At 57.7% G+C, this 13,398-nt stretch carries 12 protein-coding genes and 1 pseudogene; all 13 read right to left on the reverse strand.

What is annotated here, in order from left to right; translation table 11 throughout:
* Positions 1-101: 101 nt before the first annotated feature.
* Positions 102-785, reverse strand: a complete 684-nt coding sequence (gene ehuD, locus AB3L03_RS11955) for an ectoine/hydroxyectoine ABC transporter permease subunit EhuD (RefSeq protein ID WP_368508645.1) — start codon at positions 783-785, stop codon at positions 102-104.
* A gap of 1 nt (position 786) precedes the next feature.
* The gene (gene ehuC / locus AB3L03_RS11960) at positions 787-1,443 is read right to left on the reverse strand and encodes an ectoine/hydroxyectoine ABC transporter permease subunit EhuC (RefSeq protein WP_085349008.1); all 657 of its coding nucleotides are present in this window, start codon (positions 1,441-1,443) and stop codon (positions 787-789) included.
* Between the two features lies 1 nt (position 1,444).
* Positions 1,445-2,230 carry an ectoine/hydroxyectoine ABC transporter ATP-binding protein EhuA gene (gene ehuA, locus AB3L03_RS11965; RefSeq protein ID WP_368508646.1) on the reverse strand — a complete coding sequence of 262 codons (786 nt, stop codon included), beginning with the start codon at positions 2,228-2,230 and terminating at the stop codon, positions 1,445-1,447.
* Positions 2,231-2,470: 240 nt separating this feature from the next.
* Positions 2,471-3,346 (reverse strand): ectoine/hydroxyectoine ABC transporter substrate-binding protein EhuB, encoded by an 876-nt coding sequence (ehuB, locus tag AB3L03_RS11970; protein ID WP_368508647.1) that lies wholly within the window; start codon positions 3,344-3,346, stop codon positions 2,471-2,473.
* A 908-nt stretch (positions 3,347-4,254) separates the two neighbouring features.
* Positions 4,255-4,527, reverse strand: a complete 273-nt coding sequence (locus AB3L03_RS11975) for an SDR family oxidoreductase (RefSeq protein ID WP_085349011.1) — start codon at positions 4,525-4,527, stop codon at positions 4,255-4,257.
* A 45-nt stretch (positions 4,528-4,572) separates the two neighbouring features.
* Positions 4,573-4,845 carry an SDR family oxidoreductase gene (locus AB3L03_RS11980; protein WP_368508648.1) on the reverse strand — a complete coding sequence of 91 codons (273 nt, stop codon included), beginning with the start codon at positions 4,843-4,845 and terminating at the stop codon, positions 4,573-4,575.
* A gap of 369 nt (positions 4,846-5,214) precedes the next feature.
* A complete protein-coding gene (locus AB3L03_RS11985; protein ID WP_085349013.1) occupies positions 5,215-6,216 on the reverse strand; it encodes an ABC transporter ATP-binding protein in 1,002 nt (333 codons plus the stop codon).
* On the reverse strand, positions 6,213-7,226 hold the full coding sequence (locus tag AB3L03_RS11990; RefSeq protein WP_085349014.1) for an ABC transporter ATP-binding protein: 1,014 nt from the start codon (positions 7,224-7,226) through the stop codon (positions 6,213-6,215). Before AB3L03_RS11990 ends, AB3L03_RS11985 begins: the two co-directional genes overlap by 4 nt.
* Positions 7,227-7,234: 8 nt before the next feature.
* Entirely contained in the window at positions 7,235-8,068 is an 834-nt protein-coding gene (locus AB3L03_RS11995) for an ABC transporter permease (protein WP_240543934.1), read from the reverse strand.
* Positions 8,069-8,109: 41 nt separating this feature from the next.
* Positions 8,110-9,051: an ABC transporter permease gene (locus AB3L03_RS12000; RefSeq protein ID WP_368508649.1), complete on the reverse strand. Its 942-nt coding sequence runs from the start codon at positions 9,049-9,051 to the stop codon at positions 8,110-8,112.
* Between the two features lie 70 nt (positions 9,052-9,121).
* A complete protein-coding gene (locus AB3L03_RS12005; RefSeq protein WP_368508650.1) occupies positions 9,122-10,372 on the reverse strand; it encodes a serine hydrolase domain-containing protein in 1,251 nt (416 codons plus the stop codon).
* Positions 10,373-10,391: 19 nt separating this feature from the next.
* Complete coding sequence (locus AB3L03_RS12010) at positions 10,392-11,966, reverse strand: ABC transporter substrate-binding protein (RefSeq protein WP_368508651.1); 1,575 nt, start codon at positions 11,964-11,966, stop codon at positions 10,392-10,394.
* A gap of 920 nt (positions 11,967-12,886) precedes the next feature.
* Positions 12,887-13,392, reverse strand: a pseudogene (locus AB3L03_RS12015) (transposase); the annotation flags it as partial.
* Positions 13,393-13,398 lie beyond the last annotated feature (6 nt).

Consider the following 13,398-nt stretch of genomic DNA (forward strand, 5'->3'; position numbering starts at 1 on the left):
TGCCTCCAGATTGGGGTTACAATTTGCACGCTTCGAAGTTGAGTAAATTGAAGCTGACCTCCAGACGCCGCGGTTATGCGGCGTCATATGGCGGCGTCAGCTTAGAATATGGACATGTTGCGATGACGCTCACGGCCTGTTCCGTAGTGACGCTCGAGATAGTGCAGGCCAATGACGGAAGGTATGCTGACTGCAAGAAAGAAAATGCCAACCATGGTCATCGGTTCAACATAGCGATAGTTCACATTGGCGATTATGCGGGCCTGAGCCATCAGCTCAATGACTGTGATCGTGGACAGCAGCGGCGTTTCTTTGAACATCGAAACGACGTAGTTGCCAAGCGCAGGCAGCATCGGAGGAACCGCTAGCGGAATGATGACATACCGCCAAGTTTGGAGCCTTGTTAGGTTCAGAGCTTTGGCTGCCTCCCAGAATCCGCGATCCACATTATCTATGCCCGCGCGATATACTTCGGAGGTATATGTTGCATAGTGGATTCCAAGCGTAGCCACGCCAGCACTGAGAGGACTCAACAGAATACCAATGTCCGGTAGTACGTAGAAGACGAAGTAGAGTTGAACGAGAAGCGGAGTCCCACGTACGAATTCCACATAAGAGTGCAATAGTGCCCGCAAAAGTCGTGAACTAGATCGCCGGCCGATGGCGATCGCAAGTCCGAACATCATGGCTAACGCAGAGCCGAGCAGGCTAGCAAGCACAGTAATCTCAACCCCTTCGAGTAACTGGGGCAGTATCTCGAAAACTAAGGACCAATCCCAATCCATCTCAGGTTCCCCTGACCGAGTTCGGCGTGAGACGGAGCTCAACCCGACGCAGCAGCGTGGAAACGGTGATCGCCAGGACGAAGTACACGCTTAAGATAGTTAGAAACGGCAAAGCACCGTCGCCGGTTTGGGTGCGGACTGTTTGCGCCCGGAAAGTCATGTCTGATAGTGAAATCAGTGAGACGATCGCGGTAGCCTTCATCAGTTCGACCACGCTGTTGGAGAACGGCAGAATCATCAACCGTAGAGCCTGGGGCAGAAGCACATAGCCCAAGCGTTGCCAGGGGCTGAAGTTGAGAGCAATACAAGCCTCGAATTGCTCGCGTGGCAGAGCCAGCATGGCGCCACGGACGATTTCGGACATGTAGGCACCGCCGTTTAGCCCGAGAACGGTGACCCCCGCCTGAAACGGCGTGAACGAAATGCCAAACAACGGAAGGACAAAATACGCCCAGAAAAGTTGCACGAAGATGGATGTTCCCCGAAAAAACTCCATAATGGCTCTGGCCGGAATACGGAGCCAAGCGGAGTTTGAAAGACGCGCAAACGCAACTGTGAACGCGACCACCCCAGCGATGAGGCTACCCAAGAGTGTGAGTTCTACGGTAAGGACCGCGCCCGCAAGAATGTTAGGAAGATATTCGATAGACTCCGCCATCTTATAAGCTCAGCCCCGCGGCGACAATCTTGCGTAGGAAAAGCTTGGTCCTATCTTGCTGGGGATTGCAGAATATCTCAGCCGGCGCTCCATCCTCTACAATTCGGCCGCCGTCCAAAAAGATGATGCGATCGGCAAAATCGCGAGCAAAGCTCATTTCGTGGGTGACAAGCAGCATTGTCATGTCCGTATCCAGCGCGAGCTTGCGCAAAACGTTGAGCACCTCCTCAACCAGTTCGGGATCAAGCGCAGAAGTGACTTCGTCGAACAACATGACTTTAGGTTTTAGGGCAAGCGCACGCGCAATCGCCACGCGCTGCTTCTGTCCACCCGACAGCTCTGTCGGTACTGCATGTGCCTTATGGGCCATACCGACCAAATCTAATTGATGCATGGCAAGTGCTTCAGCAGCCGACTTGGAGAGGCCTTGAGTGAGGATAGGCGCGAGGGCAACGTTGCGTAGTACGGTCATGTGCGGGAATAGATTAAATTGCTGGAAGACCATTCCGATGTCTTTGCGCACCTCATGCAGATGAGCCTCACGCTCCCGTGGACGTAAGCTAACCGTCTCAGCACTCAACAGCGATCGTCCATTGACGGTAACGCTACCGCCGTCGATTGCCTCTAGGGTCATCAAGATGCGCAGAATTGTCGTTTTGCCGGAGCCGGATGCGCCGATCAATGCCAACTTTTCGCCAAGTGACGCGCTGAAAGTTAAATCGCTTAAAACAGGATAAGCGCCGTAGAGTTTTCGAACACCATCAAACTGAACCATTGTGGGGATCATGTCGGCTCCAGAAGACTCATCGCGGGAATGCCGACGACGCAGGACGAGGCGGCTGTCTGGCAAAAGGACGCTCAAGCTAGCCAACGCGTGAACAGGTGTTTGCGTTCGCGAGGAATTCATAGTGGCTTGGCGAGCAGGCGAACGCGAGATCGACTGCATCGCGCGTCATGCAAAGAATCGCGACGGCAACTAGGGTTGCAAGAAGCAGCAGTCGCCGTCGCGAAAGTCCCCGCAGATTTCTTACTGTTGGCAGAGCTGAGCGGTAGACCGGCTAGTGACAAGGGTTGCTAGCTCTTCATTTCCAAACTTCTTAAGGATGGCGCTATATTCGCCAGTCTCTTGGATTTTTCTGAGTCCGACGTTGTATGCATTGCGGAATTCGGCGTCGTCCTTCCTGAACACGGCTCCTGTACAACTCACTGGCGCATCCTTGACCTGGATCAACGCGGTTAACGAGGGATTGCTGGACGTCGCTCGGACGTGCGCCATGGGACCCGCGCCGCTCGCCAAGACGTCGATACGCTTGTCGAGCAACATCTTAAAGCCACTTACGTCGTCCGGGAAAATGACGAGGTTTTCCCGTTTCACACCAGCGCTTAAAGCGAACTTCTCCATCGTGCATCCACCGCAGACCCCGACCCTGAGACCGCGATTTGCAAGGTCTTTATATGTCGTGACGGATTGCCCAGCGTCGGCTCGTACTACGAAGGCATCGCCCATGCACGTGGTCGGCTCCGAGAAGAGAACCGCCTGGCACCTTTCCGGTGTTATATTCAGGGCTCCTCCCGAGGCGAAAATGATTCGGTTGGCGCGCACCGCGGGAATAAGTGCCCCGTACTCCATGACTTGCGCCGCCACAGCGGAAACGCCCATTTGTCCCAAGACAGCTTTGTCAATGCTTGGGCCGATGCCGGCCGGCTTACCGTCCGGGGTCAAGCTCATGAATGGGGGATCGTTGGCGATTCCGATAACAACATTTTCACCGCCACGCAGCCGATCGAGAGTAGATTGAGCACGGAGTGTCCGCGCCCCCGCGACAAGGCAGGTCGCAGCGATAGCGCTAACGCCTAAAACCCGCGCCAAGTTGCCGAGAGCCACCCTAATCGATGTCGGCATTTTGAAGTCCCCCTGGTTAAGCCTGGCTGGTCGTGAAATTGACAAAAAGCATTCTCGTGGAGGTCAAAGACGGCCGATATCCTTTAACATCATTGTCTTTTGAGCCCGAGTTTTGAAGAAGAGGCGGACCTTTTGAGCCAGTAAAGGTAATGATGCATGCAACCTGTTCATTCCGATCCAATATCGTAGAGCGTTGCCTCTCCTATATGGACGCTAGCGCGTCTCGGAGGCGCAAAATCTTCTTAATGCCCGGCTGCCAAGGAAAAATGTGCAATCTTGATATCGCAACGCAGGATTCCTGCGCGCAAAAGGCCTGAGCACTAGGAACGCATGGCCTCAATGGAAACAAAGGCGCGGCCGTTTGCTGCCTAGATGGATGTGGCGCACGAAGGTGAAAGCTCCTGATGATAATAGCGGTTCCCGGGAGATGACCGGGCCATCAGGACCTTCATGGAGCGAACCGCGTGGTGGTGCCGTGCCGCTATTTGGTCTTGGGTCACTCCCTCAATATGGCCGCCAGATCGGCAACATGGCTGGTGCGATCAAGACGATCTTCTCATCGGCGCGCTAGCAGGACGCGCTCGTCGGCATACTGAGATAAAATCCGAGGACCTCGCGCAGCCGATCGATTGCCGCTGGCAACTACTCGATCTGCAATCTCATCGCACAAGTAGCCTCGAACCTCGATCGTATCCCTTTCGCCGAGACTCCGTTGCGGCCAAGAGATGATTGCGTCCGTCGCTCAATACTATGAGTCTCGCTGACTTCGGCGCAGTGCTAAGAGAGACGTTTTCCGCGACTAGCTACATTCGCTATCCGAACAAGCGCGACAAACCGTTGCCCAAACACTTCGTGAGTGGTTCAAGCGTGGATGGTCCATCGCAAGGTCGTCCTGCCAGCATGCTTGCTCAGATAAACCCGCCTGAGACAGGAATGTTTGCGCCGGTGATGTCGCTCGAGCCAGGACTCAGCAGGAAGGATACGACTGCGGCGATCTCGGTTGGTTCACCCATCCTCCTCAGTGGGACGCCGCGTATGCGCTCTGCTTCTTCTTCACCAATTATTTGGCCCATGGGGGTGTTTATCGTCCCTGGACAAACAGAGTTGATGCGAATTTGTCGCTGGGCTCGTTCATAGCAAAGGTGACGGACTAAGCCATTCACTCCCCACTTACTTGCGATATATTGAGCACCGCCGGTGTAGCTATGATCTAGTCCGGCAGTAGACTAGATGATGACAATACTCGCGCCGTCTCGAAGGAATTCATCAGCGGCATGAAGAATCGTGAACACACTGTTCAAATTGGCATCTGGAACCTCTCTCCAATCTGCGTGAGTGATCTCGCGCAGCTTCCCGCCTCTGAACAAACCATGTGCCAAAACGATGCCGTCTAGTGGACCACCGATACTACGTACACCGGCCGCGAGATCGCGATCATCCCTGAAGTCTACCAACACGCCATTTGTGGCGACCTCTCGGTGACCAATGGCGCCAGGCATGCGCCCTCAAGCAAGAGCCGGTTTGCAATTTCAGAACCGATCCCTCCCTCGCTCCCAGATAGAGTTATCGGCCTACTGCTTGTTGGTTTTGGCGAAGCGCGCTCCCAACTCTTCTCCGCGACCTCCAATACGCATCTTTTGGGGCCATCCGTCATGTGCCTACCCAAATTCTTGAATCAAACGTCGTCGTGCATAAGGGCTCGGTTTCGATGGGACGCAGCCTCAGGCATTGCCTGAAGTAGCTAGATCCTGATCGAACCGCACGAAGATCTTATTTGGTTCGGCTCGCGTGAAGCGAAGTTCTTTTTCGCTAGAGAGCGATGCAGCGAAGAGGAGCATTGGCTGGTTCTCCAGGTCGCTTCAACGCGATTACGCGGGCCGCGGCAGCGGCCCTCGATAGCCGTCCTCACGCAGGTGACAGGCGACGAAGTGGTCTGGCACCACTTCACGCAATTGCGGGTCCTCTCGGCGGCACCTTAAGGTAACGTATGGACAGCGCGTGTGGAAGTGGCAGCCTGAAGGCGGATTCATTGGGCTGGGTACGTCCCCTTCAATCAACAGCCGCTCGCGTTTCACGCGCGGGTCAGCGATTGGCGCCGAATCGATGAGCGCCTCAGTGTAGGGGTGCAGCGGCTCGCCGAAAATCGCTTCTTTGTGGGCGGTCTCGACGATGCCTCCCAGGTACATCACCGCGATCCGATGGCCGATGTGTTCGACCACACCCAAGTCGTGGCTGATGAACAGATAGGCGAGCTTGAACTCGTCCTGCAGGTCCATCAACAAGTTGAGCACCTGCGCCTGCACCGATACGTCGAGTGCAGACACTGGCTCATCAGCAACAATAAGGCCCGGATTTACCGCCAACGCGCGCGCGATCGCGAGGCGCTGTCGCTGTCCGCCCGAAAATTCGAATGGGTAGCGCCGCATCGCATCTGAGCGCAGACCCACCTTCTGCAGGATAACCGCCACCCGCTCTTCTCTTTCGGAGGCGGACAGACGCTCAAAGTTCTCGATCGGCTCGCCCACAATGGTGCTGGCGGTGATCTTAGGATTGAGTGATGCGTACGGGTCCTGGAAGACCATCTGCACGTGTCGCCGGTGCTTCCGCATTTCGCCTTCGTCAAGGTTCGTCACATCCTTACCATCGAGCCGTATGGTGCCGGCGGTGGGTTTGGAGAGGCGCATGACGAGCTTGGCCACAGTAGACTTGCCGCAACCGCTCTCGCCGACTAGGCAAAGTGTTTCGCCGCGCGCGACGGAAAACGTGACTCCGGCAACCGCCCTGATCTGCGCAATTTCGCGCCGCAGGATCCCCCGGTGCACGGAGAAGTACTTGTGGAGGTTGGAAACTTCGAGGGCTGGTGTATTCATGCCGCAAACACTCTTACTGCTTCCCAGCAGGCGACGAAATGCGTCTCCCCCTGCGGCTCAAACGGCGGCGCCTCGGCACGGCAACGCTCGGTGGCATGCGCGCAGCGCGGGGCGAACGCGCAGCCCCGTATTGGCTGATTGAGCGTCGGTACGATACCGGGAATCTCGAAGAGACGTTTAGATCGCCCTGCGCTGCCCCGCCGCGGAAGCGACGCGATCAGCGCGCGCGTGTACGGATGCAGCGGTCGGTCGAAGAGTTCCTTCACCTCAGCTTCCTCGACCTTTTGCCCCGCATACATGACGATGACGCGCTGGCAGGTCTCGGCGACGACGCCAAGATCGTGAGTGATAAGCATAACAGCGGCGCCGATGCGCTCCTTCACTTCCAGCATCAGGCGCAAAATCTGCGCTTGGATAGTTACGTCGAGCGCCGTTGTAGGCTCGTCGGCGATCAGCAGTTTCGGGTTGCAGGACAGTGCCATGGCGATCATCACGCGCTGGCGCATGCCGCCCGAGAACTGATGCGGGTAGTCCTTCAGGCGCCGCTCGGCATCGGGAATGCGCACAAGATGTAGCATCTCGGCCGCACGCTCCATCGCCTCCGGCTCTGCCCGCTTCTGGTGGATCATCACCGCCTCAGCAATCTGATCGCCTATGGTGAGCACTGGGTTAAGCGACGTCATCGGCTCCTGGAAGATCATCGCCATGCGGTTGCCGCGAATTTCGCGCATATCGGCTTCGCTGAGTGTCAGAATATCCTGCCCCTCAAGTCGCACGCGCCCACTGACGGTGCGCGCGAGCTTAGGCGGCAGCAGGCGCATTATCGACAGTGCTGTGACACTTTTGCCGGAACCGCTTTCGCCGACTACGCCGAGTGTGTCGCCAGCTTTGACATCGAAACTCACGCCGTCTACTGCGCGCGTGACACCATCTCGAGTGAAGAAATGGGTGCGAAGATTCTCGACGCTGAGAATGGATGGCGTTACGGGCGTGGTGACAGTTGCAGTCATGGTCTGGCTCACATCCGGCGGGCGTGGCGGGGGTCGAGGCGGTCGCGCAGCCCATCGCCCAAGAGGTTAACGGCGAGCACCACGATGGTCAGGAACGCGCCGGGGAAAAAAATGGTCCATGGCGCGCGAGCTAGGTAGAGCCGGTGCTCCGAGATCATGTTGCCCCAGGTTGGAATCTCGGGGGGCACCCCGACACCGAGAAAGGACAGCGCCGCCTCGGACAACATCGCTGCGGCAATGACGTAGGTTGCCTGCACGACCAACGATGGAATCGTGCTGGGTAGAAGATGGCGACGGATGATCTTGAAGTCGCGGCTGCCGCAAGCAACGGCGGCTTCCACGAAGGCCGACTCGCGTGTCGACAGCACAACCGAGCGCACGAGGCGCACCACGCGCGGGATTTCCGGAATGGTGATGGCGATAACGACGACGGCCAGACCGCCCTTCGTGACGGCGACGAGCGCGATCGCGAGCAGGATCGATGGGATCGCCATCATCGCATCCATGAACCGCATGATGAAGGCGTCGATCCATCGATAATAGCCAGCGATTAGACCGATCATTAGGCCGAGGATAACCGACAGCACCGCCACCGAAAGCCCAACCGCGAGCGAGATCCGCGCACCATAGAGCGTCCTGGCAAAGACGTCCCGGCCGAGCGTGTCGGTACCAAACCAATGCTCGGCGTCGGACGCTCGTAAGCGATTGACGGTGGAGATGGCGAGAGGATCTCCAGTGATCAGTGGCGCGGTAATGGCGACCACGCCGGCGAACGCGAGCAACGCAATGCCTACCATAATCGTCGGGTTGCGGCGCACGAAGTCGCCGATGCCGTTGCGCACTCGCGGCGCTGCCGCAGCACCTTCGTTAACGAACGCGGACATTAGTAACGGATCCTTGGGTCGAATAGCGGATAGGAAAGATCGACCACGAGATTGACGAGCATGTACACCGCCGAGAACACAAGTGTGACGCCCTGGATCACCGGATAGTCACGCTGGGAGATGGCGTCGACGAGGAGCCGACCAATGCCCGGAATATTGTACACCGTTTCGGTGATAACGGCTCCGCCGATGAGAAAACCAAGCCCCATGCCAATCACAGTGACGATCGGCAGTGCCGCGTTCTTCAACGCGTGCTTCAGCAGCAGCGGCCCACCCGCGACGCCTTTGGCACGCGCCGTTCGCATAAAATCCTCGTCGAGCACCTCGAGCAGAGTGGAACGGGTAATGCGGGAAATCAGCGCGATGAAGATTAAGCCGAGAGTCAGCGTCGGCAACGCTAGGCTGCGCAGCCACGGCCCCAAGCCGTCTGCGATAGACGAATAGCCCTGTACAGGAAGCCATTTCAGCTTGATTGCGAAAATATAAATGAGCCCGTACCCGACAACAAACACCGGTATCGAGAAATCCAGCACCGCGAACGCCATTACGAGCCGGTCGAACGCTGCGCCGGCCTTTGCGGCGGCCGCTATGCCGAGTAGCAGCGCCAGGGATACTGCAAAGAACGTGGTCGTGATCGTGAGTGAGAGGGTGGGTTCAATGCGTTGCGCGAGCAGCGTCGTGACGGGCGTCCCCCAAAGGATCGATTGGCCGAGATCGCCCTGTAGCAGGTTGAGAGCCCAAACACCGAATTGCCACCAAAGCGGTTCGTCAAGGCCCATCTTGTTGCGCATCTCCGCGATGGTTTGCGGTGTTGCGCTGTTGCCTGCCATGACTGCCGCGGGGTCGCCGGGCGCAAGATGTAGAAGAACGAAGATGATGATTGCTGCGATCAGCATGACAGGAAGAATCGAAAGCAGACGCCGAATAATATAGCTCAACATGGATTTGATGCCTCCGGCCTTCTCGACCCGATAGCTGTGAGGTTGCTTAGAGTTGTTCGCTATTGCTGACCTATTCGCGCAACCTGCGGGCCAACGCGAGCAGATGTGGCATGAAGGATCCGTCGCCAGCCCCTCTGTCGATAGGATGCGACGAGAATCGCATCGCCACCATTTCTGCTTTCGGTGCAATGTACAGGCGCTGGCCGTAGGAACCCCGAGCCTCGAACGCGCCTAGCTCGTTGTGCGAAATCCACCACATGCTGAGATAGGAATAACCGGGCAGTAGGGTATACTCCGCCCTCGCGAACTTAGCCGGATCGCCGCCTCGTTTTAAGTCGTATGCGACCGCGGCGGGAATGAGCTGCTTGCCATTCCAGTCGCCTTCTCGCCGCATGAGTTCGCCGAAGCGCGCCACGTCGCGCAGCGTTGCGAACAGACCGCCGCCGGCGCTCGGCGTTCCAGCTGGATCCACCGTGATGTAGCCGTCCTGCTCGCAGCCAAGCGGCGCCCATAAGCGTTCCTGAAGCAATTGCGTGAACGAACGGCCGGTCACGCGCGCCAGCACCCACGCCAGCACGTCGGTGTTGACAGTCTTGTAGTCGAAGACCTCGCCATGCTCGCCCTCCTTCTTCACCGTGCGCATGTAATCGCATAAGGTGACCGGCCCAGCGTAGTCGGCCGGGCGCGGCCAGCTACCGCTCGCGTATGACCAGCCCTCGATTCTGTCCTCGCGGTAGTCGACTGCGACCTGCATGTCCATCACCTGACGTAGCGTCGCGTCCGCCCAGCCGGATCCCCGCAACTCCGGTACATAGTGGGAGATCGTCCTGCCACCCTCAAGCTCGCCTTCATGCAGGAGCGAGGCGGCGAGCGTTCCTGCATATGACTTTGTAATCGACATGCAGTGATGTGGCAGGTGCGGCTCGAGCGCACCGAAGTACCGCTCGTACACGATGCGTCCACGGTGCAGCACCACGATCCCGTCGGCATAGGTATCGGTGAGGGCTTCGTCAAATCGGCGAGTGCGGCCCTCAGCGTCGGTGGACTTCATCTCGTCGATCTCGGCTTCACGATCGTAGCGCTCGAACAGCGAAGGCGCGCCAGGCCCGCGCCACACGTTTACCGTGGGTGCAAGTTCGCGCATGTGCGAAAACGACCAACGCCTCCTTGGAAACCCCCTAAAGTTGCCGCTTGCGAACGAAATGCGCTTGTCGTCCGGTGGTGGCGAACCGAGCATCCAGCCGCACTCGCGTGGATCGGACGCGTGTGGATCTGGATACTGCTTGCTGTCGAATTCGAACATTTGTTCGGGAAGAGTCACTGGAGCTCCACAGTTGAGTCTAAACCTTGTCCACGTTCCACCAAGGTATGAAATAGCCCGAGGGGCTCTTGAGCATACCTTTGATGTTGGCGCGCATCAGGGACGGCTGGACCCACTGGCCGTACCAGGCATAGAGCACGTAATTCCAGGCGTTGTCCTGCATCTCACGAGCGATCTTTTTTCGCTCGTCCATTGCGTCGGACTGCCCCCACTTCTTACGCAGCTCCTCGTGCTTCGCGTCGCTCGGCCAACCCCACATACCCTTCTCGCCGTTCGCCTGCTGGATAACACCGAGTGGGAAGGCAGCGTCCGCGACCGCTATCGAGGAAGGAAAGATGTTCCAGCCGCCCTGGTCCTGAGGCCCCCTCACGGCGCGGCGCGCCACGAGCCCGGCCCAAGCCATTGCGTGGAGCTGCACGTTGACGCCGGCGCGACGCAACTGCGCGGCGAGGATCTCGGCAGCAACTTTTCCGTTCAGCCAATCGGTCGGTTGTAGGATTACAACGGGACGTCCGTCGTACCCCCCTTCCTTCAGGAGTTGCTTCGCCTTGTCCACGTTGGGCGCGTCCCTAAACCAGGCGGTATTGGCATCGTTTTCCATCGCGGTGCCACAGGCGAAGTAAGACGCGCAGGTCTTGTAATAGCCAGGATTGGGGAAATTCACGTTAAGGAATTCGGACTGGTCGACGAGGTGCAGCACCGCCTGGCGACACTTTACATTGTCAAAAGGCGGCTGCAGAAAATTGAATCGGTAGAATCCGATCTCTCCGCCGTAAAGGGCCTCTAGCTTAACGTTCTCGTCCTTCGAAAGCTGGTCCAGCAAGTCCATTGGCGTCTCGGGGAGGAAGTCAACCTCGCCCGCCTGCACCGCGGAGACAGCCGTCTGCGGATCCGGGATGTGCACAAACATAAACCTGTCGATCTTGACGACTTTGCCGCCAGCCATGCCACTGGGCGGCTCATTGCGGGGCACATAGTCCGGATTGCGGTCATAGACATATTGCGCTCCCGGCTTTGTTTCGGCTTCGTTGAACTTGAAGGGGCCCGAGCCAACGATCTCGCTGATTTTCACCGTCGGGTCGGTCTCGGCCTCTTTCTTTCGCATGATGAATGGCCATGAGAGCGCATCCGGGACCAGACCGAAGCGCTCCTTGAGCTCAAGCGCAAAGGTTTTATCGTCCCTGGGTGTAATGTCCTTCAGGGACTCCAATAGCGCGGAACCTAATCCAGACCGCTCCGCCCAACGCCGGATCGAGGGAATGACGTCTGCCGTGGTGACCCTCGTGCCGTCGTGGAACTTGAGCCCCTCGCGCAATTCGAAGGTCCAGGTGAGCTTGTCGTTCGAAACCTCGTACTTGCCGACCATCTGCGGCCGCGGAATTCCTTGCTGGTCGAACCCGAAGAGCGTGTCGTAGACTTGGCAGGCGTGGCGGGACGTGGCGTAAGATGTACCCACAACCGGGTCATACACATCGATCTTGCCGACCGCCTTGATAATCTTGCGACCCTGGCCCATCGCTATGCGAGGGGTGGCTGCCGTACCGACGGCAGCGAGACCGGCTTGAATGATCGCGCGGCGCGTGAACTCATCCATGTTATCATCTCCCATATAAAAATTAGTATTTCACGGTCCCATATCAGAGGATCGAGCCCGCTGCGTTTCGACCAAGCGCCGGCTTCCTGAACAATCCTCCAGTGCACGCGGCGTATGCGACAGCCATGCTCTGGCTTCGCGCCACGTGGAGAGATCGCTATCAGCGTCACGCGTCAGCTTTCGGGGCTTGTTGGATTTATTACGCTCCACAGCTCACTCCTGAATACGCGACATCTCCTGATACGCCCCGCATCCAGCACGCCTGATAGTAGTCAAGATTGCTAACGTGAGGGTGCCAACCCCGGTGCTCCTGCTATCGGGACGTCAACGGCGGACTTCGCGATCTCGGGTTGAGCTTCTGCTCTCGTGCGGCGCCTCCCACCGTATCCCGAAAGAGGATAATTACCTCGGAAAGCATGCAACTGCGATCGCTGAGGTTTGGCCGATCAAGTCGGCCGCGTCAGTGATAGATTTGTTTCTTGGATTATTAATATCAGCCTCGGCATCCGCTTTTGCGCAATATGAAGCGTCACAGAGCAGTAATTCTGCGCGGGATAAAGCAAATGCGAAGCATTTATTGCGAATCTTCGCTGCGGCTTGAAGCACGAGAGCGACTAGATGGTTTACAGTGGAGTGGCGCTACGGCGGTCTGAAGTCGCCGAACTTCTTGCCCTCTGGATCGGCTTGCGAAGTGGGACGGCGGGCTCCAAATTGGCACCTTGCGCCACGTAGGCTCTTTCAATTGCCCTTGCCGATCGTTCGCCGACGCGCGGCGCACGCGAGCTCATTGGCCTGCCGCTTGGAAGCGCTTGCATTAACGGCGCGGTTTGACTGCGGCAACCTTCTCGCGGAAGATCGCTTGACAACCGCGTCCATCATCGACACCACACGTCGCGGCAAACTCCTAAAGCGCCATGGCATTAGCTTCGAGAGCCTGAGTTTTTGAGGTCGCGTGCGCATACTTCGGGTGTGAAAGCGTCGAGGAGCTCGCCGATTGCGGCGCACACCGTATCGACGGTTCGTTGCCTTGCGGAGCAGATTTTTGAGCTTGGCAAAGACCTGTTCGAACGCGTTCAGGTCGATGTGTATTTTGGCTCCGGCGGAGCGGATGAGCTGGCGCACGGCTTTGCTTCTGTGACTGCCGAGATTGTCCAGGACTACGATATCGGCAGGACCAATATCGGCAGGAGGACCTTCTCGACATAGATCCGAAAGCTTACGCCATCGATTGGTCCCTCGATGAACCATGGCGCATCGATCCGGTCATGGCGTAGGGCCGCCAGGTTGGTCACGGTTTTCCAGCGGCCGTGAGGAACCTTAGCGGTAAGTCTATGCCCGCATGGGGCCGATCCCTGCAACGGTGCCGTCCGCGTCTAGGTCTCGTCGATGAAGACCGCCGCTCGGCTTCGACGCGACCTTGGTACTTTCCATG

The sequence above is a fragment of the Bradyrhizobium lupini genome, assembly GCF_040939785.1.
In the GTDB taxonomy this organism is placed as follows: domain Bacteria; phylum Pseudomonadota; class Alphaproteobacteria; order Rhizobiales; family Xanthobacteraceae; genus Bradyrhizobium; species Bradyrhizobium canariense_D.

Excerpts from the sequence above, each read along its gene's own strand:
- AB3L03_RS11985 (WP_085349013.1), bottom strand. The coding sequence starts at position 6,216 with ATGAATACACCAGCCCTCGAAGTTTCCAACCTCCACAAGTACTTCTCC.
- AB3L03_RS11990 (WP_085349014.1), bottom strand. The coding sequence starts at position 7,226 with ATGACTGCAACTGTCACCACGCCCGTAACGCCATCCATTCTCAGCGTC.
- AB3L03_RS11980 (WP_368508648.1), bottom strand. The coding sequence starts at position 4,845 with ATGCCTGGCGCCATTGGTCACCGAGAGGTCGCCACAAATGGCGTGTTG.
- ehuD (WP_368508645.1), bottom strand. The coding sequence starts at position 785 with ATGGATTGGGATTGGTCCTTAGTTTTCGAGATACTGCCCCAGTTACTC.
- ehuC (WP_085349008.1), bottom strand. The coding sequence starts at position 1,443 with ATGGCGGAGTCTATCGAATATCTTCCTAACATTCTTGCGGGCGCGGTC.
- AB3L03_RS12010 (WP_368508651.1), bottom strand. The coding sequence starts at position 11,966 with ATGGATGAGTTCACGCGCCGCGCGATCATTCAAGCCGGTCTCGCTGCC.
- ehuA (WP_368508646.1), bottom strand. The coding sequence starts at position 2,230 with ATGATCCCCACAATGGTTCAGTTTGATGGTGTTCGAAAACTCTACGGC.
- ehuB (WP_368508647.1), bottom strand. The coding sequence starts at position 3,346 with ATGCCGACATCGATTAGGGTGGCTCTCGGCAACTTGGCGCGGGTTTTA.
- AB3L03_RS12000 (WP_368508649.1), bottom strand. The coding sequence starts at position 9,051 with ATGTTGAGCTATATTATTCGGCGTCTGCTTTCGATTCTTCCTGTCATG.